We start from the raw sequence: 26,590 nt of genomic DNA, 5'->3' as shown, positions 1-26,590 counted from the left end.
CCGGTCAGGTGACGACGCCCGGGACCGCGACCAACTGCTGATGGCCACCGCTGCGGTGAACAACCGTGAGGGTGATCTCCGCGCCGGGGCGGGCGTGGCCGACCACCCGGGCGAGGTCGGCCGCCGAGTCGATCCGGGTCCCGCCGAACGCGAGGAGTACGTCGCCCCGGACGAGGCCCGCCGTGTAGCCCGGGCCGGGGACATGGACGCCGACGAGCAGGGCTCCCGCCTTCTCCGCGTCGACGGCCTCCAGACCGAGCGTCGCGGTCACAGCCGGCGGCGCGACGGGTGGACCCGAGGCGCCCGAGGGCGACTTGGTGGGGGCCGGCGCGCCCGCCCGCACCCCGGGCTGCCCGGTCCGCCCGCCCTGTCCCGTCTGGCGGTGCAGCTCCGCGAGCTTGCTCAGTCCGACGGTCGTGGCGCCGAGTGTGCCGAGCCCGACGCCCGCGAGCACCAGGACGGCCCCGACGAACAGGCCGAACAGCAGGGTCATCAGCCGTCGCCCGCGCCGTCGCGCGGCATGCGGGCGCCGGACCTGGCGGGGTGGGGTGCCGTCGGCCGGTTCCCGCCCGGGCATCGGCTTGGGACGCAGCGCAGTCTGTTCCATGGTTCGCCTCCGGCAGGTGCTCTACCCGGCGCACGAGCGCACGACGAGCCACGAACGAGTGAGACTGCCACGGGGTCGGACATGGGCATCTCTCACCTCTTAGGAACAGAGAAGGACCCAGAAGGACACAGAAGGACAGGCAAGGACAGACAAGGACAGATAACGACGCAGAAGGTCGGTAAACCGCCAACAGATGCGGACCATCCCGTTGCCAGTGGGTGCTGTTACGTTCTGTGACATGACCGATCACGCCCTGCGGCTGCTGCGCCAGAGCCGTGCCGCCGCCGAACTCGCCGCGTTCCCGTTCGAGTTCGACCTCGACCGCGCCGACCACGGGGAGGAGGTCCGCCTCGCCTCGGGCGAACCGCTGACGCCGGTGGCGGGTGACGGCGCGGGAGGTACGTATTTCGTTTGCGCGGACGGATCCGTGCTGTACGCCGACTCGGAGGGCTCGGCCGGGATCATCGGTTCCAGTGCCGACGAGGCGCTCGAGACGGTGATCGGCCTGCCCGGCTGGCACGACTATCTGGATCTGTCGCCCGTCGACGGCCCGGAAAAGATCCTGGCGCGGGTCGCGGAGACGGAGGAGGAGATCCGCGCGGACTACGACGTCGATGCCGAACGCGCCGAACTCCGCGCCCTCCTGGGGCTGTCCGAGCGCTCCCCCGTGGAGCTGATCGGCATGCTGCACATGGCGCTGTTGCGCGCCGAGCCCGACTTCCTGCTGTTGAACGCGGAGGACGGCGGCGCGTAGGCGCGACTCGACCCGCATCCGCGCCCGCCCCTGTGGGAGCCGGTGCTCGCCCGAGGCCGGGCCGACCTGGCCGCGCTGCGGGCCGGCGACCGCTCTGCGGCGTGGGACGCGGTGGCCCGGGATCCGCTGCGCCGCCGGCTCACCCTGCGTGCCGCGCAGTTCGACCGGGCCGACGGTGATCTGGGCCTGCTGCGGCATCTGGTGAGGTACGAGGCCGAGGCGTCGATGACGGACGAACTGCGCCTCGGAGCCGTCCTGGTGGGCCTGCACGGCCGTGCCGAGGACCTGCCGCTGCTGCACGAGGTCCGGGACACCGACTTCGACACGGCATGCGGTCTGAGCGAGCTGCCCGGACCCGGTGACACGGGCGCGGAGCTGCGGCGGTGGGCGCTGGAGACTGACGCTCGATGTTCGGCACGGACCCGGCGGACGAGCCTGCGTTCACCTGGACGGAGCTGGCCGCGAGCTGCAACAGCGCACGGCGGAACAGCTGTTCAAGGTGCTCGGCGAGCTCAAGGGCGGCGAGATGAAGTTCGGGCAGGCCCTGTCCGTCTTCGAGTCGGCCCTGCCGGAGGAGGTCGCCGGCCCCTATCGCGCGGAGCTGACCGCGACCAGGGGATGACGGAACTGGCCCGGGTCACCCTGATCCGCCTGCTGGACGAGACCGAGTTGGCGCAGCACCTGCTCCGGCGGTCCGGTGGGACACCGCAAGCTCTGGACACGTCACCGCTGCGTGCGCTCACCCGGGGAACTCGGCGACCGGTTCCAGGCGTTGCGCGCCCAGCGGCTGCTCGCCGCCCTTCAGGACACGGCGTGGGCACGGGTGTCGGCCCGTCTGACGCAGGCCCGCCTCGAACGGGAGCTGGGCCTGCTGCCGCAGGCCGTCGCCACGTTGGCGGCCCTGCGTGCCGTCCTCACCGATCCCCGGGACACGTCCCTGCGGCTCTGGCACGGGGTGAACCTCGGCCGTTTCATCGCCGAGGAGCACTGCACCCTGACCCGCGCGCTGGCCGACGCGGACCTCCCGGATGAGGCCCGGGCCCTGTTGGCCGCCTCCGACGCGATACTCGGCGAGCTCTCGGGGAACGCCGCGACGGGCGTACGGGAGCTCGCCGAGGACACGGCGGAGCGGGTGCGCGACCTCGGCTGACGGACGACGGCGGGGCGCCGTCAGCCGAGCATCAGTGCCGATCCGCGGTCCGGCAGGAAGCCGTGGGACCTGCTTTCCAGGTGGTCGGACTTGTAACGGGGGACCTGCTGGTGCCAGTTCAGGATGCCGGAGAGCCAGTTCCGCAGCTCGTCCACATAGCCGTCCATGGTCGCGCGTGCCTCGTCGGTGAGCTTGAAGTCCTCGTACAGGACCGGGAACTCATGGGCGGCGACGTGCTCGAACTGCTGCATGCGCTGGGTCATCAGGTCGTGGATGATGCCGAGCGCGGTCGGGTAGTCGCAGCCGAAGAAGTTCTGGACGACGAGGATGCCGTTGTGGATCTCCCCCTCGTACTGGATCTCCTTCTGGTACGAGAAGACGTCGTTGATGAGCATCGCGTAGTCGGCGGCGGCCTTCTCCAGCGACTGGACGGGGCCGCTGCGGTAGACCTCCGGCGGGACCGTCCGGCCGTGGCCGATGCGGCACAGGCTCATCGTGAGGTCCGAGCCGAAGGTGGCGCGGCGCATCTCCAGGTAGTCGATCGGGTCGGGGATCCGGTTCTGGGTCTGGTTGGCCAGTTCCCACACCCAGCTCTCGGTCATCACGTCGACCGCCGCGCGGAACGTGCGCCGCTGCTCGGGGGTCATCGTGACCGTCGTGCGCCGCCACAGGTCGATGAGGCCGCGTTCCATGCCGTTGACCGGGGTGGGGAATCCGTCGCCCTCGATGGGCATGCAGGCGGAGAGGCGCTCGGTGCACAGACGGGCCGCGGCGAGGTCTCGGCGGTGGCCGAAGACGAGGGGGTAGTAGTCGTCGCCGTAGGTGCCCCAGGCCAGCCATGCGGAGCTGAGGTCGAGGGCGTCGGCCGTCGCGTCGGGGTGGATGCCGGCCGCGCACAGCGGCAGGTCGGCCGCGGCGAGCTTGTCCTCGTCCCAGACGCCCTCCTGGAGCATGCCCATGCTGTGCGTCCAGTCGGTGAGCCGGTGGCGGGAGCCGTCCAGGTGCGGGCTGAGGTTGAGCCGGAACGGCATGTAGAAATCGGGCAGGATCGAAGGGCCGACCCGCTGGTAGGGGACGTGCGTGTAGGCGCGCATGCGTTCGGCGCCGGCCGAGGCGAGCAGTGCGCCGATGTTGGCGGCGGACGTGCCGAAGCCGCCCAGCGCGAACGGCCGCGACTCCTCCAGGGCTCCTTCGTTCATGTACCGGCTGGAGCGCAGGTGCCACTCGTGGCCGCCCGACTGCCAGTCCTGCAGCCCGCGCGTGTATGCGGCGACCGCGCCGACCTCGTCCGGTGTGAGGCTCTTCTCCAGGGCCAGGCCGGGCACTTCGGTGAGCGCGGTGTGCTCGAACTGGTGGAGCCGCGAGGTGAGGATGTCGTTGACGGTCTCGGCGGCCTCCTGGGTCGTACACCCGAAGAAGGTCTCCAGGACCAGCACACCGTTGCTGAGCTCGCCCTCGTCTTCGACCTCCCGCTGGTAGGAGAACAGGTCGTTGCGCAGATGGACGCCGTCCGAGAAGGTCTCCATCAGTACCCGCAGCGGCCTCGACTCCGCGACGGACGCGGGCACTTCGGCGGTCGCGTACTCGACGAGCCCCGCCGACCAGGGCGCGCCGCCGACCTTGCGGCGCATCTCGATGTACTCGACGGGGTTCGAGATACGCCCCTCGTTGATGTTGGACAGCTCCCACATCGACTCGTTCAGCAGATGCTCGGTGGCGACGGAGAACCGCCTGCGCCAGTCCACGGACATCGCCGGGACCGTGCGCGCCCACAGGTCGGCGAGGCCCGCCTCGACCGGGTTCTGCGGCTCCGGTACGGGGGTCGAGAGGTCGAGCGGCATGAAAAGGGGCAGCCGGTCCAGATAGGCCTTGCCGCCGTCGCGGTCCTGGCTGCGCTTGAAGACCTCGAGGAAGTGGTCGTCGAAGAAGAACACCCACACGTACCAGTCGGTGATCAGCGAGAGGGCGGGCCCGTCGCAGTCGGGATGCGTGTACGCGCACAACAACCCGTAGTCGTGCGCGTCGAGGTCCGACTGCTCCCAGACGCCTGAGCCCTCCAGCATTCCCATCTCCCGTGCCCAGACGGTCGAATGGGCGCGCGCCTCGTCCAGATGCGGGTTCAGCCGCGCGGGATACGGCATGTAGAAGTGCGGGAGTACGAACGGCTGTGTCATGCGCGGGGCCCTACCCCTGCCCCGGCCGCACCATCCACCCAGCGGGACATGATCACACCATCGCGTGAATCAGGACCGATTCCGGGATTCCTGACGGGGGTTGTGAGTTCACTCGACATGCGAGCACTACGACGACTTTGGCAGCGACTACTCCCCCGTCGACGACACCTGAATCACCGCACGCGTACCGCTCGTGCGCCAGCGCTGCCCCTCCGCGGCCACGAGCCCCGCCTCGGTACGTGCGTCGAGGCCGACGATCACGTCCGACTTCAGGGTGCGCAGGGCGGCGACGGGTCCGGGGAAGTAGGCGGTCACGTCCGCGAACGGCGTGGTGGCGGGCATGAGGCTGTCACCGACCAGGCGGCGGTAGTTCAGGTCGCCCTTCATCAGGGTGACCTCGGCCGAGGCGAACTCCCCGCGCAGGTCGGCGGGCATCGCCGCGTACGGGAGCGGGGCGCAGGAGAAGGGGTGGGCGCGTACCACGAGCCGGCCGTCGGCCATCGCGGACCACAGACGGCGGCCGTACGCGGCAGCCTCTCCCGGCGCGCGGATCAGTCGGCGCACCGCGTCGACCACGTCGGCCGTCGTCGCGTCGGAGACGAAGTACGGGTGCGGTTTGACGTGCAGGACCGCGTGTCCGGCGTACCCCCGGGTCAGCAGGTGGTCCAGGAGCAACAGGTCGGGGACGAGCTCCCGGCCCGCGTTGTCCGCGACCAGACACACCGGGCCGGCGGTGCGTCGGGCGGGCCGGAGCTGCGACCAGAGGGTTTCGCTGTCGTCGGCGACGAGGCCTGCCGCCTCCCCCTGCTCGTCGGCGCCGGAGAGCCGGAAGCCGAGGTCGGCCCGGTTGCCCCACAGCGACCCGTGGAGCAGGGCGCGCGCCTGCTCCTCCTCGGGCCTGCCCACGAGGTCGTCGAGCGCGGCGAGTTCCTCGTCGGTCTCGGGGGCGTCCAGTTCGGCGAGCTTGAAGGGACGGAAGGGGTCGATCCGGTGCCAGGCCGAGTCGTTGTCGTCGGCGGCGCCGAAGTACCCGACCGCTTCCAGGAGTTGGCGGTAGAAGTATCCCTCCGCCCACAGCCACGGCACATCGAACCAGGACTGTCCCGCGTACTCGCGGGTCCCCCACTCCTCCCACTGCTCCCGGTCCTCGGCACCGGCGGGGAGCGGTTCGACGACCCCCTCGGTGCAGTTCTTGAGGAGCGCGTCGAGCGCGCGGTGCTGCTCGGGGCCGTACGGGAAGGCGTCCCGCACCTTCTGGATGAGCGCGGGGTGTCGCTCGGCCAGCACGCTCCAGGGGAACGAGCCCGGCTCGTTGCCGAGGATCACGGGCGGGGACACGGAGTCGGAGGCAGGCATGCGCCTCACCGTACCGTCGGCCGGCTTGGGCCACTCGGACCGTGCGGTTCAGGTCGCCCGGCCGCGAACCGAAGCGGACCGCCCGCCCCGCCCGTCTCAGGCCACCGCCCGCGTCTCCCGCTCCAGTTGCGCCACCAGGCTCAGATACCGCGCCCGCCTCGGTGTGGGCACCAGCGCCCGGATGGTGAGCCGCCACATGTCCGCCGTACGTCGGGGCTGGCGCCCCACCGGCTCCACCGCGCGGCTGACCACACGGCTGCCGACGAAGAAGCTGACGAGGGAGTGCGCCATCGCCTCGACATCGACGTCCGGGTGCACGTCGGACTCCTTGACCGCGCCGAGGAGTTTGCCGGACGCCATCTCCGACCACTCCCGGAAGGGGTGCCGCAGGGGCGGCCGTACGGCGACGTCTCCGGCGGCCAGGCGCAGGCCCGCCCGGGCGATCGGACCCTCGACGGCCATCCTCGTGATCCCGAACGTGACGCGGATCAGCGCTTCGAGCGAGGTGTAGCCACGGCCGTCGATGTCCCGGGCCATCCGCCGGGAGGTCCTGGACTGGATCTCCAGAATGACCTGGGCCAGGTCCTCCTTCGCCGCGAAGTGGAAGTAGAGGGCGCCCTTGGTGACATGGGCGTGCTCGACTATGTCGCTCAGGCTGGTCGATTCATAGCCGTGACGGTCGAACAGATCGGCCGCTGCCGTGATGATCGTCGCGCGGGTCTGCTCGGCACGTAACTGCCTCGCCATCGGCGTCCACCCCTCCCCAACGTCCCAGTACTCCAGCAACTCCCCGAAGAAAAACGGGATATGCCGTTTGTTTCTTACTGCTCGTACAAGATAGCCGACCGTTCCGCGGTGCCGACCACGCACTCGAAAACCGTGCGTCCCTCCTGCGTTCCGAGCACCTTCAGGGTCCCGTCGCCTTCGTCCGTCGACTCGATCCAGGTGGGCAGGTCCAGTTCAGCGAACTGATGGAAGGTCGTGTCGAAGGAAACGGGTATCCGGTCGCCGTCAGGGCCCGTGCGTGCGAGCGCGGCCTGCTTGGCGGACTCCAGGAGCAGCATGCCCGGTATGTGGTCCAGTGGATGGTCGAAGAAAACAGCATGACCGGTATCAACTCTCAACTGCCAGTCCCTTTGCCCCTGTTGGGGCAGTGCCAGGACCACGTCCGCCGCCGACTCCCGGCCCACATCGGCGGCCGGCAGACCCGGCGGCACAGGCAGCGCGGTCACCGTGGCCGCCGTACGGCCGCCGCGCAGCCTGCTGAAGACGGCGCCGCTGGTGCAGGTGAAGGCGACCTCGGCGTGCGCGACCAGCTCGCCGTCCAGCAGTACGTCGGCCTCGTAGCGGGCCGAGACCAGGCGCTTGCCGCGATGGCGGATGTCGGAGAAGGTGATGTCGACGACGGGTTCGGCCGGGGCCGGCCCGACGTCCAGGTGCTCGGGAAACGTGGTGATCCGGAACTCCTGGAGCACGAACTGGTGGTCCAACGGCACCTGGTACTCGGTGTGGTTGAGCAGCGTTCCGGCCTGGCGTACGGTCTCCACGACGAGCAGTGGGTCGTAAGCAGCGCGGTCGGGCGACACGTGTAAGCAGTGGACACGCGGCCATTGCGCGGAGACTCTGAACCGATCGGTCTCCCTGCGGGACCAACCGGTGGGGAACGTCTCGGCGATGGCTGCGCGGTGCACCAACTGGCGCGGCACACCAGCTGTCATGGTCGGGATTTCGGCGGACTGCGGCACTGGAAGCAACGTCTCTCCCTGGGTCCCCGTATGGCGTGGCAGGCGGAAAGCGCCCGCTCCGGTGAGCGATAGAGTACGAGGCGACCGGTTTGTTTTCAACGAGATGAGTCGGTCCGGCCCTATGATCGGCGGTCCCGGCGTCTGACCCGCGCCGTCACACACCAGCACGACACCCACATTCGCACTGACCCGGTCACCGGCCAACTGGGCGCCAAGGAGGGGCTCTTAATGGCGAAACAGGAGCGCGCCATCAGGACGCGCAGGGCGATCCTGGAAGCTGCGGGCGCGGTTTTCGACGAGCACGGCTACACCTCCACGACCATCTCGATGGTGCTGGAGCGGGCCGAAGTGACCAAGGGCGCCCTGTATTTCCACTTTCCGTCAAAGGAATCCCTCGCCCAGGCGGTGCTGGACGAGCAGGTGCCGTTCGGCACGGTCCCGGAACAGGCCTGCAAGTTGCAGGAGATCATCGACATGACCTTCGTCGTGGCGCAGCGGCTGCTGACCGACTCCCTGCTGCGAGGGAGCGTGCGGCTGACGGTGGACCAGGCGACGCCGCCCGGGGTCGACCACAGTGGACCGTTCCGGCAGTGGGGGGAGCGGCTGGCCACGCTGATGGAACAGGCCCGCGCACAAGGCGAGTTGCTGCCCACGGTGAATCCTCGGGACACGGTGGAGCTGCTGGTGGGGGGCTTCGCGGGCATCCAGTTGATGTCGCGGGCCCTGACCGACCGGGCGGACCTCGCGCACCGTATCGCGGTCCTGTGGTCCCACCTCCTGCCCGCCATCGCGGTACCGGGGCTCCTGCTCGGACTGGACAGCCGGGCCGATCGCGGCGTCCGCGTCCTCTCCCTCTCCCCGGCCCCCGTCGCGTGATTCTGCTGACGGGGGCCACCGGTACCGTCGGCCGGCTGGTCGCCGAACGCCTGTGGGGCACCGGCCCGCTGCGCCTGCTCACCCGCTACCCGCACCGCGTCACCCTCGCCGGTCCCGGAATCGAGGTGGCGCGCGGGGACTTCGACGACCCCGCCGGGCTGCGCGCGGCGCTGGTCGGCGTACGGTCCTGCCTTCTCATCACCGCGAACCCGCTGGCGCCGGCCCAGGACAGGAACTTCGTGGCGGCCGCCCGGGCGGCGGGGGTGTCCCAGGTGGTGAAGCTGTCGGCCCAAGCCGTGACCGAGCCCGACGCCATCGACCTGATCACGCGGTGGCAGCGGGAGAACGAGCGGCTGCTGCGCGCTTCCGGGCTGGCGTGGACCTTCCTGCGTCCGCGCGCCTTCATGTCCAACACCCTGGGCTGGGCCCGCTCCATCCGGGAGGAAGGGGTCGTCCGGGGTCTCGACGGCACCGCGCGGAACGCGAGCGTCGACCCGCGGGACATCGCCGACGTGGCGGTCCAGGCCCTCACCGACCCCGAAGCCCACGCGGGGCGCGCCTACGCCCTGACCGGGCCCGTCGCCATCACCCCTTCGGAACAGACCGAGATCCTGGGCGACTTGCTGCACCGGCCGCTGAAATTCATGGAACTGACAGAAAGTCAGTTGCTACGGGGGCTGCTCGCGCGCCATCCGGAGCCGATGGCCCTCGCCCTGGTGGAGAGTGCGGCGCGGGGGCGGGGTGGGGGCAAGGCGCAAGTGGAGCCGGACGTACAGGAGTTGCTCGGGCGGCCGGGGCGCGGGTATCGGGAGTGGGCGTCGGAGCAGCTGGCGGAGTTCGGCGGCTGAGCAAAGGCGTACGGGACATCCACGTACGACGGCGGGTCGGCCGGCGTCCATCCACGCCGACCGACCCGCCCGTTTGTGTCACATCGTCAGTTTTCTTACGCCGACGGGTGGTTGTTCCCCGTGGAGGCTCAGAAGGTGAGCTTCCAGCCGTTGATCCTGCCGGTGTCCGAGGAGGCCACGTCCTGGACGCGCAGCTTCCAGGTGCCGTTGGCTGCCTCGCTGGAGGCGTCCACCGTGGACGTGGTGTTCACGTCGGCGGCGGAGTCCGAGCTGCTGGACGCCTTCAGCGGGTAGGTCGTACCGTCCGGAGCGACCAGGGTGATGACCAGGTCACCGCGGTAGGTGTGGGTGATGTCCACGCCGACCTTGAGGGCCGAGGGGGCGTTGCCGGTCCGGCCGCTGACGGCGATCGAGGACTCGACGGCGGAGCCGTTGTCCGGGATCGAGACGCCGGTGGAGGAGGAGAAGACGGTGCCCGTCGTGCCGCCACCGGTGCCGCCACTGGTGCCGGCCACGGCCTGCACGGTCTTGGTCGCGTCGGCCAGACCGGCGCCGCAGCCGCCCGAGCAACTACCGGGCAGGGCACGGGCGTTGCTCTTGATGGCCGACTCGATCTGGGCCGGGGTGAGCGAGGAGTTCGCCGACTTCATCAGCGCGACCAGGCCCGCGATGTGCGGGGTGGCCATGCTGGTGCCCTGGTAGTAGGCGTACGACTCGGTGGACGGGGTCTTCGCACCGGAGTTCAGCGTGGAGAGGATGCCGTTGGCGTCACCGGTCCTCATCTCGCCGCCGGGGGCCGAGATGTCCACCATGGAGCCGAAGTTGGAGTACGAGGCGCGGGCGCCGGTGCGTCCGGTCGCGGCGACGGTGATGACGTTGTTGCAGTTCGCCGGGTTGGAGGTGGAGGCGTTCGCGTTCTCGTTGCCGGCCGCGACGACCACCGTGGTGCCGCGGTTCACCGCGCCGGTGATGGCGCTCTGCGTGGCCGCGGAGCAGGCGCCGCCCCCGCCGAGGCTCATGTTGATGACCTTGGCGACGTTGGTGTTGGCCGGGACGCCGGGGACGGTGCCGCCGGACGCCCAGGTGATGGCGTCGATGATGTCGGAGTCGGCGCCGCCGCACTTGCCGAGCGCGCGGATCGGGGAGATCTTCGCGTTGTACGCGATGCCCGCGACACCCTTGTTGTTGTCGGTGACGGCGGCAATGGTGCCCGCGACGTGCGTGCCGTGCCAGGAGGAGGAGCTGCCCTTGGTCTCCCCGCACTCACCGGCGGCGAACCAGTCGCCGGGGTCGGCCGGGTTGCTGTCGCGGCCGTCACCGTCGACGGACATCGCGGGGTCGGAGATGAAGTCGTAGCCGCCGACGATGTTCCCGGCGACGTCGGAGTGCGTGACATAGCCGGTGTCGATGACGGCGACGGTCACTCCGGCGCCGGTCGAGGTGGACCAGGCACCCGGGACGCGCATACCCGCGGTCGACTCGAACAGGTCCCACTGCTTGCCGTACTCGGTGTCGTTCGGGTCCGCCATCGGCTTCTTGATGCGGTCCGGCACGACGTAGGCGACCTGCGGGTCGGCCTGGTACTCGGCGATGACATCGGCGACGTCCGTCTTGCTGAGCTTCTCGCCCAGGTCGACGAGGGCCGCGCCGGTGCCGAGGCGGCGCTGGAAGTCCAGGCTCTCGCCGGCCTCCCTGCCCTTGGCGGCGGCGTCGGCGTCGGCGGCCTTGTTCGACGTGGCCTCGGCGGCGCCGGACTTGTAGCCGACGATGAGTCGCTCGGCCGGGGCGGCGACCGCCTGCGCGGCGGCGTCCGGGGTGACGCCCTGGAGGGCGGGCTCCTGGGCGACGGCGACCGAGGTGGTGGTCGCGGCCACCAGAGCGACGGAGACCGCGGCGACGGATATCAGCTTCCGTCCCGTGGCACGGGTGAGTGAAGTACGCAAGGACTTGCCTTTCGGGGCCGTACTCCGGGCCGCGCGGGCAGCGGGGAGTAGCGGGCGAATCGCTTCTTCGTCGAAGCGGCGGGGGTGCTGTTCGAAAAGCGGCGCGACGGCCGGCCAAGCGCGAGCGGCCCGTTCCGGGGTTACCTGTGGGGCGGCTGTGGTGGAACAGTAGGCAAAGCCAAGGTCATCCGGATACGGGGGAAACCCTCGATCGGTCCGGATCCCCACCCTCGGCAACCGAAAACCGCCCCTGAGCGGCGGCGAGTTGACCGGGTTGGGCGAGTTACGGCGGAGTACCGGGCCTGGGGCACCGCCCGCCGATTGAACGCGCCCCGCCCGCCTCCCGTACTGCCCGAAAGCAGACCCGTTTCCGGGTCGGCCGCAGCAGACCTGTTCCCCCTCGGTCGAGGAGACGTCCCGGATGACCGCCCATCGCCGCACTCTCAGGGCCGCCGCACTCGCCGGCAGCGCCGCCTTCGCGGCTCCGCTGCTGCTCACGTTGTCGGCGGCGGGTCCCGCCCAGGCGCACGGAGCGCCGACGAATCCGGTCAGTCGTGCCTTCGCCTGTTCCCCCGACGGCGGCAGCCTGGCCGGTACGGCGGCCTGCCGGGCGGCGCTCGCCGCGAACGGCGGGGCGCCCTTCACCTTCTGGGACAACGTGCGGGTCGGGGACGTGAACGGCCGGGACCGCGCGATGATCCCCGACGGCCGGCTGTGCAGCGGCGGGCTGTCCGGCTACCGGGGTCTCGACCTCGCCCGCTCCGACTGGCCCTCGACCACGCTGTCGCCGGGCGCCCGGCTGACGATGACGTACCGCTCGACGATCCCGCACACCGGCACGTTCAAGATGTTCCTGACGAAGCCCGGGTACGACCCGTCCGCGCCGCTGAACTGGTCCGACCTGCCGGAGCGGCCGTTCGCCGAGGTCAAGGATCCCGCGATGAAGGGCGACGCGTACCGCATCGGGATGACGCTGCCGTCGGACCGGACCGGGCGCCATGTGCTGTACACGATCTGGCAGAACTCCAGTACGGCGGACACGTACTACTCCTGCTCGGACGTGGTGTTCTCGGCAGCGAAGGGCAGCGCGGGCGGCGCCAAGGGGTCCGGCGACTCCCGCGCGTCCGCGCCGGCTGCCTCCGACTCCCCAGCGGCCCGGCCCAGCGCCGCCGAGTCGAGCGCGGCGGCCGAGCAGCCGGCACAGGTCGCGGAGAAGGCACGCACGGCGGAAACGGGACGGGCGGCGGAGTCCGCCGACTCCGCCGCCCCCCAGGCCGCGGGCACCGTGGCCGGCGCACCGGTGGCCTCGGCCACCGACGGCACCGGACCGCGGCACCTGATCGCGGGCGGCGCCGCGGCGGTACTGCTCACCGTGGTCGCCGCCCTCGTTCTGCGGTTGCGCCGCCGGTGAACCCCGGCCGCTCAACCGCTCATTGACGGTTCGTCAGTTGACGAAGACCGTGGCGTTGCCCTGCGTCACGTCCTGCACCGGGGCGTACTTCGCGGTGAAGAAGCCGTTGGCGAAGCACAGCGACGAACCGGACGTCTTGGTGAACTTCTGCGCGGTGAAGTTGATGCTGTTGTCGGCGGCGCCGGTCGTACCCGACAGGCTGGGCGCCTGGTAGACGCAGTTGATCGTGCCCAGCAGGGTGCGCAGCACGACGGTCGTCTGGACGGTGGAGCCGGCGGCCGGAGTGACGGTGACCGAGCCGTCGGAGCCCACCGCGGTGGTGTACGGCAGGTTGTTGACGGTCACGCTGTTCACGCCGGTCACACCCAGGACGTTGCTGGTGCAAGTGCCGAAAGTGTGCGCGGTGACCGACTCGGTGGCGGTGCCGGGCGCGGCGGGGTTGTCCGTGACAGCCGCCGTGAAGGTCGACGCCGCGCACTTGACGCCGCTGGTGCCGGTCGCGCTGGAGTAGAGCGTGGCGGTGGTGCCGGTGGCGAGGGAGGCACTGAGGACATCGCCCACGGCGACGGCGTCGCCGGCCGTTCCGTTGATGGTGAGCACGGAGTCGGCGGCGGAAGCGGGGGTGACCGCGGCGACCGAGAGCCCGGCGACGGCGGCGGCGAGGGCGAGGACGGAGCGGGTACGAGTACGCATGATGCGGGTGCCTCTTTCTGGAACTGGGGTTGTTCGGGGGTGGCTTCCGGGGTGTCGTCGATGAGTTCGGGACACACGGACACAGTCGTTTCAGGACATATGAAGGGCGCGGAAAGACGGCGTTGCCGGCCCGTGACGCCTTCTCCGTACGCGACGGACCGGCAACGGCAACCGGCCGGTGACCGACAAGAAGGCTTGGAGGGAGGCTTCCTGCCGGACCGGGCGGGACGGGGCGAACCGGCGGCGGCCCAGGGGGGAAACGGCCATGCCGGTGCCTCGGAGGTGGACTGTGGAATGAGCAATGAGTCCGGGAAGAGCGGTGACACGCACCGCTGCGGATCCGGCGCCACGGATCCGGGGAAACCAGGTTGAGTTGTAGACCTGAGTGACCGTCAAGGTCAAGGCAGCGGACGAAAGTTGATGGTTCGCGTTGCGCTTCTCCGCCTCTCGGGGGCCCCGGAAGGGCCTCGGTCACCCCGAGAAGTCACAGGTGGCGCATAATCCGCACCCTTTTTCCACAACTCCCTTGACCCCCCAAAGTAACCACGGGTAACTTCCTCGGCGGCTACTGGGGCGTAACCGTGAAAGACCTTGCAACCGCCGGGAGTTGTGAGGAGACGTTCGCCGCAGCCGCTGTCCGCGCCAGGACAACGTGCCACTGAAGCGTGACCAGCATTGACGCAGTTGACTATGTACTGGGAGCAGCCATGGCCTCGTCCTCGGACGCCTCGTCGTCCGCCGGATCCAACCCCGAGCAGCCAGGAAGCGACATCGCCTCCGAAGGCACCGCCGGCACGGGATCCTCGAACGTGTCCGCATTCGTCGAAGGTGCCGGAAAGGACACCGGCCGACGCGGGCGGGTCCGTCTGCGCCGCGCCGCCGTGATGGCGGTGCCGGCCACCCTGGTCGCCGCCACGCTCGCGGTACTCACCGCCCAGGGCGCCCTGGGCGTCCAGTTCGCCATCTCGGGCATGCCGTTCACGGTCACCGCGACCGAGCTGAAGGGCACCGGCTTCGAGCAGTTCGGCGCTCTTGACCACATGATCGAGGGCAGCCCCAACGAGGGTGACACCGGCGGTCAGGTCCTGGTCATCACCTCGGCGATCAAGACCGCGACGCTCACCAACCTCTGCCAGAGCGTCGACCTCGGCGGCATCAACCTGCTGATCAAGGCGGGCAACGCCGGTACCCCGGTGAGCGCGACGGACCTGACGACCGACTCCACCGAGGTGGCGGGCGACGCGACCTTCGACGACATCGAGATCGGCAACGACGCCAGCACGCTCAGCGCGGCGGGCGTCAAGGGTCCGGAGGGTGTCTTCAGCCAGCAGGCGCGGACCGTCCGGATCGCCAAGCTGCGGCAGACCAACTACGCCACCACAGCGGGCGTGTTCAAGCTGCCCGGACTGAAGCTCAGCTTCAGCTCGACGGGTTGCTGATGTCCGGCGTCGAGCACAAGGGGATGGGGCCCGCCTTCAGCAACTGGCGGGCCCACCGTCCGTTCCTGGGCGGGCTGCTGCTCACCCTGGGCGGGCTGGAGACCCTGCTCACCGTGAAGATCTCGCTGAAGGTCGTCGTGCACCTGGGTATGCAGGGTCTGGCAGGCTTTCTGCTGCCGTCGCTGATGGTGGTGTGCGGTCTGCTGATCCTCTTCAACCCCACGCAGCGCCTGTTCTACTCGATCGTCGGCATCATGGCGACGCTCGGCACCTGGCTCACCTCGAACCTGGGCGGCTTCTTCGTGGGCCTCCTGCTGGGAGCCGTGGGCAGCTGTATGACCTTCGGCTGGCTTCCCGACCAGGAGCCGCGTGTCAGCCGTAAGCAGCGGCGCGCGGACGGGCAGCAGGGCAAGGCCGCCATGACGGCCCCGGAAACAGCGGAGGCCCCAGCGGCGGACGACGGTCAGGCGGACGGCGAGGGCAGCCTGCGCGGCTCGATGCGCTCCTCCACCGCCGCGTCCCCCTCGCACCTGACGACATAGGCGCCCCTGCCCGGCAACTCCGCGACCGCTTCGACGAGTTCGGCTCCTCGGTAGACGAGACCGACCCCGTCGTCGGTGCAGTGCGTGGTGGGCAGGGTGCCGTCGGCAACGAGCCGGTGCACCAGCGGGCGGCGGCCCGCGTCGCTGTCGTAGTGCACCCCGTTGCCGTACGGAAGGAAGCCCAACGCGTCGGTGAGCGGCCTCAGGTCGGGGCCGAAGGAGTCGGTGGTGCCGCCGGTGAACCAGCAGAGGGAGCCCGCGCTCACCCCGCTGAGCACCACTCCCGCCTCCCAGGCGCGCCGCATGATCCGGTCGAGGCCGTGCACCCGCCACACCGCCAGCAGATTCGCGACCGAGCCGCCCATGACCCAGACGACGTCCTGGTCGAGCACCGTGCCCTCGATGTCGTCCAGGTTGGGCATGGGGAAGAGATGCAGCGGGGTGAGGTCGAAGCCCGCGACCCGGGCGGCCTCGCCCATCCGGGCGGTGAAGTGTTCGGCGTCCCCGATGGCCGTGCCGACGTACAGGACGCGCGGCCTGCGGCCGTGGGCCCCGGAGAGGTCGACGGCGTGATGCACGAGGGCGTCGAACGCCACCATGGTCCGGCCGCCGGTGCGGTGTCCGCCGGAGGTCGCGAGGATCGTCGGTTCGGGAGCCGCCATGCGGATGATCCTATCGATCGGCGACGGGCTCCCGTCGGTCGGTCACGGGCTCGGTCCGGACGGTGGCCGCAGCCCCCTGCGTACCCTCTCCCGTCTGCGGGTCCGCCTTCATCGCCTGCGCCTCGCTCTTGAGGATCCGCATCGAGCGACCCAGGGCGCGAGCGGTGTCCGGCAGCTTCTTCGAGCCGAACATCACAAGGAACACGATCGCCACGATCAGCAGGTGCCAGGGTTCCAGTCCGTTGCGGAGCACAACCTCACCGCCCTTTCTCTCGTCACACATAACAGTTGCTACTTTGCGCAACTGTACAACCAGGGTGAGACGTCAGAAGGGCGCCGATGACCACCAGCACCAGCAGGGCCGTACCCTCGCGACACCGGTCCGCCGCGGGCACGCGGCGGCGCAAGCCGGTTCGGCGTGGCCGGCTGGCCCTGGCGATCTCCCTCTCGCTCCTGCTGCTCGCCGCGGCCGGCGCCGGCTGGGTCTATCTGAAGCTGGACAGCGACATCAAGACCTTCGACGCGGGCGGCCTCTCGGACAACCGCCCCGCCGAGGGCTCGTCCAAGGGCGAGAACGTCCTCGTCATCGGCTCGGACGCGCGCAACGACGGCAACGCCGCGCTCGGCGGCGGCGACGTGAACGACATCGGCCGTTCCGACACCGCGTTCCTGCTGCACGTCTACGCCGACCACAAGAACGCCGTCGCCGTCTCCATACCCCGCGACACCCTGGTCACCATCCCGCCCTGCAAGCTGCCCAACGGCAAGTGGACGACCGCGCAGCCGCACACCATGTTCAACGCGGCCTACTCGGTCGGCGAGACCGCCACGGGCAACCCCGCCTGCACCCAGAACACGGTCGAGAGCATCACCGGTCTGCGCGTCGACCACACGGTGGTCGTCGACTTCAAGGGCTTCGCCGCGCTGACCGACGTGGTGGGCGGGGTGGACGTGTGCCTCCCCCAGAACGTCTACGAACGTGATCTCAGCCCCAAACGCCCCACGCGCGGCAAGCTGCTCTTCGACAAGGGCGAGCAGAAGGTCTCGGGACAGAAGGCGCTGGACTACGTCCGGATCCGGCACGGTCTCGGCGACGGCTCCGACATAGGCCGGATCAAGCGCCAGCAGGCCTTCGTGGCAAGCCTGTTGAAGGAGATCAAGAGCAACGGGCTGAGCCCGACCAAGCTGCTCCCGCTCGCCGACGCGGCCACCAAGTCCCTGACCGTGGACCCCGGTCTCGGCTCCGCCGACAAGCTGATCTCGTTCGCGATGACGCTGAAGAACATCGACCTGCACAACACGAAGTTCGTCACCATCCCCTGGCGGTACGAGGGTGCGCGCGTCGCCATCGTCGAACCCGACGCCAGTGACCTCTGGGCGGCCCTGAAGGCGGACCGCACCCTGGACGGCAAGGACGCAAGCGGCAAGAAGAAGACCACGCCGAGCGCCCGTCCCGCTGCCACCCCGGTTTCCGTGTCCGGCAAGGGGATCACGGTCACCGTCTACAACGGCACCACCGTCACGGGCCTGGCCGCCAAGGCAGCCGCCGAGCTGACAGCCGACGGTTTCACCGTCGCCGGCACGGCGACCGCGAACAGCCAGGACCACACGACGACGGTCGTCCAGTACGGCCCCGGCCACAAGTCCGAGGCCCAGACGGCGGCCCGGGCCTTTCCCGGCGCCGCCATCCAGCCGGTGACGGCGGCGGGCGTCAACGTCGTCGTCGGCCAGTCGTACAAGCCCGGCGCCACGGCCGCGCCGCCGTCCGCCCAGGTCCCGAAGGACGTCTCCGAGGGAGCCCGCTCGGCGGACGACAACCCCTGCTCGAACCTCACCTACGGCTGACGGAACCCCGCCGCCATCGAACGGCGGCGAGCGCACCCCCGTACAGCACCAGCACGACCACACCCGCGTAGTACGGACCCGGCAGCCCCACCAGCCCGAGCGTCGGACCGAGCGGTCGGACCGGCCAGGGCACCGGGCGCGGGCGGCCGTGCCCGGATGGTCACCGGTGAGGACCTTCACGCCGACCCCGAGCGCGGTGAGGTCGCGCAGCGCCCCGGCGGCCGTAGGCGCGAGGTCGTCCCGCAGCGCGACGAAACCCCGGAAGGTCAGGCCGTGTACGTCGGCCGGGGTCCAGTGCCGCACAGCTCGCGCCGCGCGAACAGGGCCACGGCCCGCGTCACCCGGCCGTACGTCCTTCGTCACCGGCGCCGACTCGCCGGTCAGGGGCGCCTGGTGCACGGTCAGCCCGGTCGCGCGCAGCAGCCGTACGTCCGCCGGGACCAGGTCGCCGGGCCCGAGCCGGATCACGTCGCCCGGAACGAGGTCGGCGACCGGGATCTCCCTGGCGTGCGGCGGCCCGCCACTCTCCGGGCGCCGCAGGACGGTCGCGGTACCGGCGGTCAACTCACGCAGCCCGTTGAGGAAACGTTCCGCCCGATGCTCGCCGGAGGCGCGCAGCACACAGCTCACCACGACCAGGGACAGGATCACCGAGGCCGTTCCCCAGGCCGTGACGGCGGCCGAGACGAGCCCGAGGCACAGCAGTACGGCGGGTGAACGGGTCGCGCAGGCTCCGTAGGAACCGGAGGGCCCAGGGAACCGGACGGGCAGCCGGGACGACGTTCTCCCCGACCGCCGCCAGCCGCGCCTCGGCCTCGCCGTCGGTGAGACCACGCGGGGAGTTGTCGAGTCGTCGCAGCGTCCGGAGGTCAGACTCCGCGGAGGTGCCGTACCGGGGCGTGCTCGGCCCGGTCGGTCAGCCGCCCGACCAGCAGCCGTACGACGGTGACGATGTCCGGGTCGTCCACCAGGTAGACCTGCCGGCGTCCTTCGCGCCGTGCGCGGACGAGCCCGGCGAGTCTCAGTTTCGTGAGGTGCTGGCTCACGGCTGGCAGCGCGCCGCCGACGCGCTCGGCGAGGCCGGTCACATCGCTCTCGCCCTGCGCCAGCGCCCACATGATGTGCAGCCGGGCGGGCGAGGCGAGCAGCCCGAAGGCCCCGGCGGCCTCCACCAGCACCTCGGCGGACGGATCGTCGAAACCGGAACTGTCGGCACCTGTCGCCACCGGCACAGTTTAGGCCGGGGCGGGGCCGGTGCTGCTCCGCACGATGAGGTGGGCGGGGATGACGGTGACCGGGTCCGTGGCCGTGTCCGTGTCCGTGTCCGTTGTCGAACCCGTGTCCGCCTGACGCGAACCCGCATCCGTCCGACGCGAACCCGTATCCGTCCGGCCGTCGATCCGGGCGAGGAGCAGGCGCAGGGAGCGGGTGCCGATCTCCTGGAAGTCGGTGCGGATGGTGGTGAGCGGGGGCAGCAGATGGGCGGCTTCCGGGATGTCGTCGTAGCCGACGACACTGACGTCGTCCGGGACCCGGCGGCCGGCCTCGTGGAAGGCGCGCAGCGCGCCGAGCGCCATCTGGTCGTTGGAGGCGAAGACGGCGGTGACATCCGGATCCCGGGCGAGCCGCCGGCCCAGTTCGTAGCCGGCGTCCGCGCTCCAGTCGCCGACGAGCGGCTCGGGCACCTCGGCCCCGGCCCGCTCCAGGGTCTCGCGCCAGCTCGCGGCCCGGCGTTCGGCGGAGGTCCAGCCGGTCGGTCCGGCGATGTGCCGGACTGTTCGGTGACCCAGGTCCAGGAGATGGGCGGTGGCCAGGCGCGCGCCGCCCCGGGAGTCGGCGGTGACCATGGGGGTGTCGTCGCCGAGCGCGTTGTCCATCACGACGAGGGGGATGTCGAGGTGCGCCTCGGCGAGCGCCTTGCCGACGCGCCGCTGCGGGGCGATGGCGATGACACCGTCGGCACCCTCCGCCGACAGCCGGTCCACGGCCTGGACGACCGTGTCCCGGTCGGCGGTGTCGAGGGCGATGGAACTGACCAGGTAACCGGCCGCCTGGGCGGCCGTGTTGATCGCGGTGAGGGTGGAGGCGGGTCCGTAGCGGGCCGCGTCGAAGGAGATCACCCCGAGCATCCGGGTCCGTCCGCTGGCCAGCGAACGCGCGCTGCGGCTCGGCCGGTATCCGAGCGACCGCATGGCCTCCAGCACCGACTCGCGGGTCTCGGCCCGGACGGCCGGATTGTCGTTGAGCACCCGCGACACGGTCTGTTTGGAGACGCCGGCCAGCCGTGCCACATCGTCCATCACCGGCCGCGTTCCCGCGAAGTTGCGTCGGCTGCGCCCCTTGGGAACAGCGCCGCCACCGGCACTTCGGGTCATGGGGTCGCTTCCTTCGGCTTCGTCCCGTGGCGGTCGAGCCCCGCCCGGCTGGCCCACAGGATAGGCCGCCGGACGGCGTCACCCACCGGGCGGGACTACCCGGTGAGCACGTGAGTCCGGACCGTGACCCACTCGACGCGGACGATCCCCGCCTCCCCCACCGGCACGGGCACCGGCAGATGCACAGGCGCGTCGGCGGCGAACGGCAGCACCCGCACCCGCAGCCCACCGCAGGCTCGCAGGGCGTCGTCCGGCAGCCGGTCGAGGCCGATCTCCCAGGCACGCCCCGAGAAGAACTGGTCGGCGACCAGCGTGTCCCCGGCGTACGCACGGGCCACGTCGCCGGTCCAGTGGACGCGTAACAGCGTTCCGGTGCGCGGGAGTTCGTCCGGTACGTCGATGAGGTACTCAGCGGCGGACATGTCGAAGTCCTGGTCGGCGGGGGCACTGGCCCGGCCCAGTACGCCGGTGACGGGGGCGGGGGCGGGCCCGGCGGGCCTGATGAGGGAGACCTCGAGGGTGCCGGAGGCGCCGCCGGTGGGGAAGGTGTAGCGGGTGAACACCCCGTCGGCGGTCACCTCCAGGTTCTCGCCGGGAGGTCGCTCGGGCGCCGGCAGCACGGCGAGCGAGATCTCCGCCGCCGGACTGTGCACCCGTACCTCCCCGGCCGCTTCGTCGAAGACGACCCCTTCGCCGCCGGCACCGCCGTCGCCACACAGGATCAGGCGCTCGGCGCCCCAGGCAACGCCCCGGTAGGCGGTACGGGCCCTCGCCGCGTCCAGGACGAGCAGGCCGACCTGTCCGCCGTCCACCGTCCCGACCTCCACGAGGGCGTCGGGGCCGGGCCGCAGTCCGGTGACGAGGAAGCGTCCGTCGACCGACGCGACCTTCCCCATGGGGGTGTGGACGTACCTCAACGTGGCGATGTCCAGGGCGAGTTCGACGGGCACCCCGTCCGTGGCGGCCAGCACCAGGACGGTACGTCCGCCGATGTCGACCGTGCACACCGGCTGGGCGGTGGCCCAGTCGAGCCGCAGCCCGGCCACGTCGAGCCGTAAAGGCCAGCAGAAATAGGCACCTTGAGGGACCGTCACCGGCACGCTGGGTACCGTCACTTCAGGGGCGTCCGGAAACGCGACGGTGAGCGACGTGTCCGGGTGGTCCGGCAACGGCTCGTGCGGCTGATGGTTGTTGACGAAGAGGAAACCGGTGTCGCCGTCGCTCCGCACGGCCCAGCGGAGCGTCTCCCGGTCGTCCTGCCCGGTGGGCTGCCGCACGGGCAACACCGACTCCATCGGCGCGAGGCGCTCACCGAGGTCCGCCAACAGCAGGTTCTGGAGGCGCAGTTCGTCGTACGAGGGCCGGTACTGCCCGTACTCGCCCAGCGGCGCCTGGAAGTCGTACGTCAGGACGGGGAGGTCGTTGGGGTAGCCGGTGGCGTGGGACTCCTGGAGGGTGGTCAGCTCGCCCGTCGGGTTGGTGCCCCCGTGGAACATGTAGTAGCCCTGCCAGACCGACCCGCACCCGATCTTCGTGAGCCCGAGCGCCCCGACGTCGGCGGCGTCGACCCGCGGCCTGCGGTGGTAGGCCACGGCCATCCCGCTGCCCAACTCGCAGGTGGCCCAAGGGAATCGGTCGTGCGGCGCCGGTTCCCGGCCCCGCACGCCGGTCGGCCGCAAGTCGGCGCCGATGCCCTCGTCGTCGCGCTCATGGGTGAAGAAGAAGTGCTTGCGGCAGGTGTCGGGCCAGCCGCCGTCCCAGTCGGTCCAGAAGGCCTCGGGGTAGCCGCCGTACAGCGGAAGCAGTTCGTCGGGCGGAAGTTGGACCCCGCCCCAGGCCGTCGAGGTCCAGAGCGGGGCGCTCAACCCGGCCTCCCGCGCCATCCGCTTCAGGGTACGGAGGTGGCCGGGCCGGTCGTACAGCTCGTTCTCGATCTGGATGGCGACGATCGGGCCGCCGTGCGCCCGATCGAGCCCGGTCAACTGCTCGGCGACGGCCGCGAACCAGCCGCGTACGGGTGCCAGGTAGGCGGGGTCGTCGGTGCGGGGTGCGCCGGTACGGGCGAGCAGCCAGTCGGGCAGTCCACCGCCGCGTACCTCGGCGTGGCTCCAGGGGCCGACGCGCGGAATGAAGTCCAGGCCGTGACGGGCGCAGAGTTCCGCGAAACGACGCAGGTCGCGGTTGCCGTCGAAACGAACCCGGCCCTCGTTCTCCTCGTGGTGGATCCAGATGAGGTAACTGGCGACGGCCGTCACGCCGGCTGCCTTCATCTTCAGCAGCTCCTCCTCCCACTCGCCGGCCGGGTAGCGGCTGTAGTGGAACTCGCCGGAGACGGGGAACCAGGGGCGTCCGCCACGGGTGAACCAGCGGCTGGTCACCTCGATCGGGTCGGTGGCTTGGGGCGCGTCGGCGAAGGGGAGGTGGCCGGTGAGCGGGGGCCCGGCGGGAGGGGGGACCTGGAGGGAATGGTGGGTCATGGCTTCACCGGTCCGAGGTCGGGCGTGTCGGTGAGCAGGACCTGCGCGGAGGTGGTGGCGTTGAGTTCCAGGAGGAGCAGTTCGTTGGCGCCGGGGCGCAGTACGGGGGCGGGCACATAGAGGGTGCGCTGCGGTCCCCGGTTCCAGTAGCGGCCGAGATGGAAGCCGTTGATCCAGGCCTGGCCCTTGGTCCAGCCGGGCAGCGACAGGAAGGTGTCGGCTGGGGCCTGGACCTCGAACGTGCCCTGGTAGAAGGTGGGTTGGGTGGCAGGCGAGCCGTCGTGGGGGGCGAGGGGAAGCGCGCTGAGGTCGTTGAGGGTGAGCGGGTGGCTGTCCCAGCCGCGCAGCGCGGTGCCGTTGAAGGTGACCGCCCCCAGCAGGCCCTTGGGCGAGCCGATGCGCGGCCCGTAGTTGACCCCGCCCATGTTCTCCACGAGTACCTCGACCGACGCCCCGGCGAAGGGAATCCGGACGGGCAGGGACTCGTCGTGCCGCTCACGTTCGAGTACGCCCACGGGCGCGCCGTCGACGAACACCTGCGCCCGGTCGCCCACCCCGCCGGCGAAGTGCAGCAGCCCGTCGCCCGCGAGGGGAGCGGTGGTGCGGTAGAGCACGTACCCGGCGCGCAGCCCCAGTTCGTCCATGGTCGCCGGGTCCTCGGTGCGCACGGGCTTGGCGAGGAGCCCCGCGTGGGGCAGCAGGGACGCGCTCTGCCCCAACTCGACTACGGTGGACGGGAGTTTGACGCTGGGCGCGGGGACCGGCTCGTCCGGGACGGGCGCGTGCCGGGCTATCACCTCGCGGAAGGCGTGGTACTTCGGTCCGGGGTCGCCGCTCTCGGTGAGGGCGGCGTCGTAGTCGTAGGACGTGACCATGGGCTGGTAGGCGTGGTCGTGGTTGGCGCCGTTGGTGAAGGCGAAGTTGGTGCCGCCGTGGAACATGTAGATGTTGACGGACGCGCCCGCCGAGAGCAGCCGGTCCAGGTCGGCGGCGGCGTCGGCAGCGTCCCGGGTGTGGTGCTCCTCGCCCCAGTGGTCGAACCAGCCGATCCAGAACTCGGCGCACACCAGGGGCCCTTCGGGCTGGTGCGCCCGCAACTGCTCCAGAGACGCGGCGACTTTGCTGCCGAAGGTGCCGGTGGTGAGCACTCCGGGGAGGCTGCCGGCCGCGAGGTGCTCGGGGTTTGCCTGGTCGCAGGTGAAGAGCAACTCCCCGATCCCGCGCGAGCGCAGAGCTTCAGCGAGGTGTTCGAGATACGCGGCGTCGTCGCCGTACGCCCCGTACTCGTTCTCCACCTGGACGGCGATGACGGGACCGCCCGACTCGGCGAGGTACGGCAGCAGGGGCGGCAGCAGCAGGTCGAGGTAGCGGTCGATGGCGCCCGTGAAGCGGGGGTCGCTGGAGCGCAGTCGGATGTCCGGGTCGGTGGTGAGCCAGGAGGGCAGCCCGCCGCCGTCCCACTCGGCGCAGATGAACGGGCCGGGCCGCAGCAGGACGTGCAGCCCCTCCGCCTTGGCCAGCCGCAGATAGCGCGGCAGATCGAGGATGCCGTCGAGGACGAGGGTGCCGGGCTCGGGCTGGTGGAGGTTCCAGGGGACGTACGTCTCCACGGTGTTGAGGCCCATCAGCCGGGCCTTGCGCAGCCGGTCGGCCCACTGGTCGGGGTGGACGCGGAAATAGTGCATCGCGCCGGAGATGATCCGGAACGGTTCGCCGTGCAGCAGGAAACCGTCGGACGTCGTTGTCAGAGCGGGAGCAGGCATGCGGGGGCTTCCCTTCGGTTGGGCGTTCGGTGGGGGGGGTGTTCAGCAGAAGGGGTGTTCGGCGGGGAGACGTTCGGGTGGGGAGGTGCTCGCTGGGGGCTGCTCGGTGGTCAGGTTCCCGGCGGGGAGGTGCTCGATGGCGAGGTGCTCGATGGCGAGGCGTTCAAGCGGTTCGGGTCACCCGGATCAACCACAGCGTGGCCGCCAGGCACAGCGCCGAGACTCCGCACAGCAGCAGCGGCACGGCCCGTACGCCGGACCACTCGATGGCCTTGCCGAGCAGCGGTCCCGCGGCCACTCCCCCGGCCATCGACGAGGCGATGACCAGGGCACCGGCTCTTCGCGCCCGTGGCGCGACCCGGTTCAGCCAGGTCAGCCCGGTGGGGAAGATCGGCGCGATGAAGAGGCCGACGCCCGCGTAGGCGTAGGGGGCGAGCCCGGGTATCGCGGCGAGGAGCAGGCAGCCGGTCATACCGGTGCAGGACACCGCGACGATCGACTGCGGCGAGAAGCGCAGGGCGAGCGGGGCCGTCAGGAAACGGCCCACGGTCATCATCAGCCAGTACACGGAGGTGGCCGTGGCGGCGGCCGAGGCGCCGTATCCGACCGTCTCCAGGTGCGTCGGCTCCCAGCCGCCGACGCCCGCCTCGACGCCCACGTGCAGGACGTAGAGGGTAACGAAGACACCGAGTACGGAGCCCAGGCTGCGGGCGAGCACCTGCCCGCCGGGGCTGCCGGTGGCGCCGGACCCGGGCGCGGGGGCCGGCCGCGGTACGTGTTCCCGGATGCCTCGCAGGCACAGCAGCAGGGGCAGGTTGGCGAGGGAGAAGGCGAGGAACACGGCCGGATAGTGCTCCGCGCCGACCGCGCCGATCAACGCCGGACCGAGGATCGCGCCGATGCCGAAGTGGGCGTTGAGGATGTTCAGCATCGCCGTCGAACGGTCGCCGAAGCCGACCGCGAACAGCTGGTTGAGCCCGTAGTCGATACCGCCGAAGCCGACCCCGGCGAGCAGTGCGGCGGCCAGCGCGACGGGCCAGGTGGGCGCCAGCGCGAAGCCCGCGGCGCCGACGGCCATCAGGACGTACGAGCTGCCCAGGACGCGCCGGTTGCCGAGGCGCACGTACAGCCGGTCGCAAAGGAGGACCCCGAGGACCCCGCCGGCGAAGTGGGCGCTCAGCCCGAGACCGGCGGCCGACGGGGAGAGGCCGAACTCGTCACGGAGGGCCGGGATCGACGGGCCGTACAGAGCCTGGACGATCCCGATCAGCACGAAGCCGACGCAGGAGGCGACCACGGCGACGGGGCTGAAGACCGGAGGGCCCGGAGTGGGCGGCGCGGCCCGAATGTCCCGTCGCTCGGGGAGCGCCGGTAGTCCGGTGGGTCGATCGGTCACGTGAACTCCCGTCGCCTGTGGTCGAGAACGCGGCTTACTCGCCCTCGCGCCGGTGCGGGGACGGCAACGATGTTACCGGTAACATTCGCGGCGTCAAGATCCCCCGAGGCCTTTCGCCCCGGGGGATTCACCGACGAGTCGGCGGGATCAGCCGCCGATGCCGAGTGACCAGCTGGGATCGCTCCCGGCCAGTCGGCAGGCGAGAACGTACAGCGGAATCGGCGGCGTGTACGGCGAGTCGCCCTCGGGGCTGTGGATCAGCCGGGGGCCGCCGGACGGAGGCGCCGGCCGGGTGCGCGTCCAGGACGGGTCGGCGGACTGGGCGCCGACCACGTACCGGACGCTCGGCGGCCAGATGACCCCGAGGTGGGAACCGGACGGGACGATCCACCACCAGCGCCGGTCGTCGGCGAACACGCAGCCGACGCGGGGCAGGGCGCCCATGATCCGCCGCCCGTACTCCGGGGGCGTGCCCACGGCGTCACAGCCGAGGTCTGCGGTCAGGCGGGCGGGGAGGACGAGGTGGCCGGCACG

Annotated in this window: 22 protein-coding genes and 3 pseudogenes; 9 read left to right on the top strand and 16 right to left on the bottom strand. The window is 70.9% G+C overall.

Translation table 11 applies throughout. The features are described from left to right. Positions 1 to 4: 4 nt before the first annotated feature. Positions 5 to 607, bottom strand: coding sequence for a PDZ domain-containing protein (locus tag ADL01_RS13165; RefSeq protein ID WP_053742142.1), 603 nt, complete (start codon positions 605 to 607; stop codon positions 5 to 7). Positions 608 to 845: 238 nt separating this feature from the next. On the opposite strand from ADL01_RS13165, the gene ADL01_RS46100 reads away from it, so the two are divergent. From ADL01_RS46100 to ADL01_RS41035, 3 genes and pseudogenes are all read left to right on the top strand, one after another. Continuing rightward, positions 846 to 1,361, top strand: a complete 516-nt coding sequence (locus ADL01_RS46100; RefSeq protein WP_063783515.1) for a hypothetical protein — start codon at positions 846 to 848, stop codon at positions 1,359 to 1,361. 397 nt (positions 1,362 to 1,758) lie between these two features. Continuing rightward, a pseudogene (locus ADL01_RS43675) lies at positions 1,759 to 1,968 on the top strand (hypothetical protein); the annotation flags it as partial. A 126-nt stretch (positions 1,969 to 2,094) separates the two neighbouring features. Continuing rightward, on the top strand, positions 2,095 to 2,511 hold the full coding sequence (locus ADL01_RS41035) for a hypothetical protein (RefSeq protein WP_063783514.1): 417 nt from the start codon (positions 2,095 to 2,097) through the stop codon (positions 2,509 to 2,511). 20 nt (positions 2,512 to 2,531) lie between these two features. Here the strand turns inward: ADL01_RS41035 and cyc2 are convergent, their stop codons facing one another. The 4 genes from cyc2 to ADL01_RS13140 all read right to left on the bottom strand — a co-directional run bounded on the left by cyc2 (position 2,532) and on the right by ADL01_RS13140 (position 7,759). Beyond that, positions 2,532 to 4,685 carry a germacradienol/geosmin synthase Cyc2 gene (cyc2, locus tag ADL01_RS13155; RefSeq protein ID WP_053742141.1) on the bottom strand — a complete coding sequence of 718 codons (2,154 nt, stop codon included), beginning with the start codon at positions 4,683 to 4,685 and terminating at the stop codon, positions 2,532 to 2,534. A 147-nt stretch (positions 4,686 to 4,832) separates the two neighbouring features. Beyond that, positions 4,833 to 6,041, bottom strand: a complete 1,209-nt coding sequence (locus ADL01_RS13150; RefSeq protein ID WP_053742140.1) for a damage-control phosphatase ARMT1 family protein — start codon at positions 6,039 to 6,041, stop codon at positions 4,833 to 4,835. 96 nt (positions 6,042 to 6,137) lie between these two features. Then, the gene (locus ADL01_RS13145) at positions 6,138 to 6,788 is read right to left on the bottom strand and encodes a ScbR family autoregulator-binding transcription factor (RefSeq protein WP_053742139.1); all 651 of its coding nucleotides are present in this window, start codon (positions 6,786 to 6,788) and stop codon (positions 6,138 to 6,140) included. Positions 6,789 to 6,862: 74 nt separating this feature from the next. Next, the gene (locus tag ADL01_RS13140; protein WP_053742184.1) at positions 6,863 to 7,759 is read right to left on the bottom strand and encodes a ScbA/BarX family gamma-butyrolactone biosynthesis protein; all 897 of its coding nucleotides are present in this window, start codon (positions 7,757 to 7,759) and stop codon (positions 6,863 to 6,865) included. A 255-nt stretch (positions 7,760 to 8,014) separates the two neighbouring features. On the opposite strand from ADL01_RS13140, the gene ADL01_RS13135 reads away from it, so the two are divergent. Together ADL01_RS13135 and ADL01_RS13130 are read left to right on the top strand one after the other, a co-directional pair. Then, positions 8,015 to 8,662 (top strand): ScbR family autoregulator-binding transcription factor, encoded by a 648-nt coding sequence (locus ADL01_RS13135; protein WP_053742138.1) that lies wholly within the window; start codon positions 8,015 to 8,017, stop codon positions 8,660 to 8,662. Continuing rightward, positions 8,659 to 9,510 (top strand): SDR family oxidoreductase, encoded by an 852-nt coding sequence (locus ADL01_RS13130; protein WP_053742137.1) that lies wholly within the window; start codon positions 8,659 to 8,661, stop codon positions 9,508 to 9,510. Before ADL01_RS13135 ends, ADL01_RS13130 begins: the two co-directional genes overlap by 4 nt. A 128-nt stretch (positions 9,511 to 9,638) precedes the next feature. On the opposite strand, the gene ADL01_RS13125 is transcribed toward ADL01_RS13130, so the two are convergent. Continuing rightward, positions 9,639 to 11,453: a S8 family peptidase gene (locus ADL01_RS13125; protein WP_053742136.1), complete on the bottom strand. Its 1,815-nt coding sequence runs from the start codon at positions 11,451 to 11,453 to the stop codon at positions 9,639 to 9,641. Between the two features lie 421 nt (positions 11,454 to 11,874). Between ADL01_RS13125 and ADL01_RS13120 the strand changes: the two genes are divergently transcribed. After that, a complete protein-coding gene (locus ADL01_RS13120; RefSeq protein WP_053742135.1) occupies positions 11,875 to 12,864 on the top strand; it encodes a lytic polysaccharide monooxygenase auxiliary activity family 9 protein in 990 nt (329 codons plus the stop codon). A gap of 33 nt (positions 12,865 to 12,897) precedes the next feature. Here ADL01_RS13120 and ADL01_RS13115 read toward each other — a convergent pair whose 3' ends face one another. After that, positions 12,898 to 13,557 (bottom strand): hypothetical protein, encoded by a 660-nt coding sequence (locus ADL01_RS13115; RefSeq protein WP_053742134.1) that lies wholly within the window; start codon positions 13,555 to 13,557, stop codon positions 12,898 to 12,900. 707 nt (positions 13,558 to 14,264) lie between these two features. Between ADL01_RS13115 and ADL01_RS13110 the strand changes: the two genes are divergently transcribed. Both ADL01_RS13110 and ADL01_RS13105 read left to right on the top strand, forming a co-directional pair. Further along, entirely contained in the window at positions 14,265 to 14,996 is a 732-nt protein-coding gene (locus ADL01_RS13110) for a DUF6230 family protein (protein WP_053742133.1), read from the top strand. Beyond that, positions 14,996 to 15,538: a DUF6114 domain-containing protein gene (locus ADL01_RS13105; RefSeq protein WP_234354618.1), complete on the top strand. Its 543-nt coding sequence runs from the start codon at positions 14,996 to 14,998 to the stop codon at positions 15,536 to 15,538. The genes ADL01_RS13110 and ADL01_RS13105 overlap by 1 nt, the downstream gene beginning before the upstream one ends. On the opposite strand, the gene ADL01_RS13100 is transcribed toward ADL01_RS13105, so the two are convergent. Continuing rightward, on the bottom strand, positions 15,460 to 16,200 hold the full coding sequence (locus tag ADL01_RS13100) for a peptidase E (protein ID WP_053742132.1): 741 nt from the start codon (positions 16,198 to 16,200) through the stop codon (positions 15,460 to 15,462). The two genes, ADL01_RS13105 and ADL01_RS13100, sit on opposite strands and share 79 nt — an antisense overlap. 10 nt (positions 16,201 to 16,210) lie before the next feature. Continuing rightward, entirely contained in the window at positions 16,211 to 16,453 is a 243-nt protein-coding gene (gene tatA / locus ADL01_RS13095; protein ID WP_053742131.1) for a Sec-independent protein translocase subunit TatA, read from the bottom strand. Between the two features lie 86 nt (positions 16,454 to 16,539). Between tatA and ADL01_RS13090 the strand changes: the two genes are divergently transcribed. Further along, positions 16,540 to 18,045 carry an LCP family protein gene (locus ADL01_RS13090; RefSeq protein ID WP_053742130.1) on the top strand — a complete coding sequence of 502 codons (1,506 nt, stop codon included), beginning with the start codon at positions 16,540 to 16,542 and terminating at the stop codon, positions 18,043 to 18,045. A 321-nt stretch (positions 18,046 to 18,366) separates the two neighbouring features. On the opposite strand, the pseudogene ADL01_RS41860 reads toward ADL01_RS13090, so the two are convergent. From ADL01_RS41860 to ADL01_RS13055, 7 genes and pseudogenes are all read right to left on the bottom strand, one after another. Then, positions 18,367 to 18,904 (bottom strand): annotated as a pseudogene (locus tag ADL01_RS41860) (cation-transporting P-type ATPase); the annotation flags it as partial. A 10-nt stretch (positions 18,905 to 18,914) separates the two neighbouring features. After that, a complete protein-coding gene (locus tag ADL01_RS13080; RefSeq protein WP_053742128.1) occupies positions 18,915 to 19,271 on the bottom strand; it encodes an ArsR/SmtB family transcription factor in 357 nt (118 codons plus the stop codon). Between the two features lie 9 nt (positions 19,272 to 19,280). Then, positions 19,281 to 20,420, bottom strand: coding sequence for a LacI family DNA-binding transcriptional regulator (locus ADL01_RS13075; protein ID WP_053742127.1), 1,140 nt, complete (start codon positions 20,418 to 20,420; stop codon positions 19,281 to 19,283). A 95-nt stretch (positions 20,421 to 20,515) separates the two neighbouring features. Then, positions 20,516 to 22,897, bottom strand: a complete 2,382-nt coding sequence (locus ADL01_RS13070; RefSeq protein WP_053742126.1) for a beta-galactosidase — start codon at positions 22,895 to 22,897, stop codon at positions 20,516 to 20,518. Continuing rightward, complete coding sequence (locus ADL01_RS13065; RefSeq protein WP_053742125.1) at positions 22,894 to 24,660, bottom strand: glycoside hydrolase family 35 protein; 1,767 nt, start codon at positions 24,658 to 24,660, stop codon at positions 22,894 to 22,896. The genes ADL01_RS13070 and ADL01_RS13065 overlap by 4 nt, the downstream gene beginning before the upstream one ends. Before the next feature lie 163 nt (positions 24,661 to 24,823). Next, positions 24,824 to 26,008, bottom strand: coding sequence for an MFS transporter (locus ADL01_RS13060; protein ID WP_053742183.1), 1,185 nt, complete (start codon positions 26,006 to 26,008; stop codon positions 24,824 to 24,826). A 195-nt stretch (positions 26,009 to 26,203) separates the two neighbouring features. Then, a pseudogene (locus ADL01_RS13055) lies at positions 26,204 to 26,590 on the bottom strand (hypothetical protein); the annotation flags it as partial.

It is taken from the genome of Streptomyces sp. NRRL WC-3618 (assembly GCF_001280005.1).
GTDB lineage: Bacteria > Actinomycetota > Actinomycetes > Streptomycetales > Streptomycetaceae > Streptomyces.
The sequence above is the reverse complement of the archived record's forward strand: the minus strand, read 5'-3'. Positions and strand labels throughout refer to the sequence as shown.

Excerpts from the sequence above, each read along its gene's own strand:
- ADL01_RS13150 (WP_053742140.1), bottom strand. The coding sequence starts at position 6,041 with ATGCCTGCCTCCGACTCCGTGTCCCCGCCCGTGATCCTCGGCAACGAG.
- ADL01_RS13145 (WP_053742139.1), bottom strand. The coding sequence starts at position 6,788 with ATGGCGAGGCAGTTACGTGCCGAGCAGACCCGCGCGACGATCATCACG.
- ADL01_RS13100 (WP_053742132.1), bottom strand. The coding sequence starts at position 16,200 with ATGGCGGCTCCCGAACCGACGATCCTCGCGACCTCCGGCGGACACCGC.
- ADL01_RS13065 (WP_053742125.1), bottom strand. The coding sequence starts at position 24,660 with ATGCCTGCTCCCGCTCTGACAACGACGTCCGACGGTTTCCTGCTGCAC.
- ADL01_RS13135 (WP_053742138.1), top strand. The coding sequence starts at position 8,015 with ATGGCGAAACAGGAGCGCGCCATCAGGACGCGCAGGGCGATCCTGGAA.
- ADL01_RS13140 (WP_053742184.1), bottom strand. The coding sequence starts at position 7,759 with ATGACAGCTGGTGTGCCGCGCCAGTTGGTGCACCGCGCAGCCATCGCC.
- ADL01_RS46100 (WP_063783515.1), top strand. The coding sequence starts at position 846 with ATGACCGATCACGCCCTGCGGCTGCTGCGCCAGAGCCGTGCCGCCGCC.
- ADL01_RS13110 (WP_053742133.1), top strand. The coding sequence starts at position 14,265 with ATGGCCTCGTCCTCGGACGCCTCGTCGTCCGCCGGATCCAACCCCGAG.
- ADL01_RS13075 (WP_053742127.1), bottom strand. The coding sequence starts at position 20,420 with ATGACCCGAAGTGCCGGTGGCGGCGCTGTTCCCAAGGGGCGCAGCCGA.
- cyc2 (WP_053742141.1), bottom strand. The coding sequence starts at position 4,685 with ATGACACAGCCGTTCGTACTCCCGCACTTCTACATGCCGTATCCCGCG.
- ADL01_RS13115 (WP_053742134.1), bottom strand. The coding sequence starts at position 13,557 with ATGCGTACTCGTACCCGCTCCGTCCTCGCCCTCGCCGCCGCCGTCGCC.
- ADL01_RS13165 (WP_053742142.1), bottom strand. The coding sequence starts at position 607 with ATGGAACAGACTGCGCTGCGTCCCAAGCCGATGCCCGGGCGGGAACCG.
- ADL01_RS13070 (WP_053742126.1), bottom strand. The coding sequence starts at position 22,897 with ATGACCCACCATTCCCTCCAGGTCCCCCCTCCCGCCGGGCCCCCGCTC.
- ADL01_RS13105 (WP_234354618.1), top strand. The coding sequence starts at position 14,996 with ATGTCCGGCGTCGAGCACAAGGGGATGGGGCCCGCCTTCAGCAACTGG.
- ADL01_RS13120 (WP_053742135.1), top strand. The coding sequence starts at position 11,875 with ATGACCGCCCATCGCCGCACTCTCAGGGCCGCCGCACTCGCCGGCAGC.
- ADL01_RS13090 (WP_053742130.1), top strand. The coding sequence starts at position 16,540 with ATGACCACCAGCACCAGCAGGGCCGTACCCTCGCGACACCGGTCCGCC.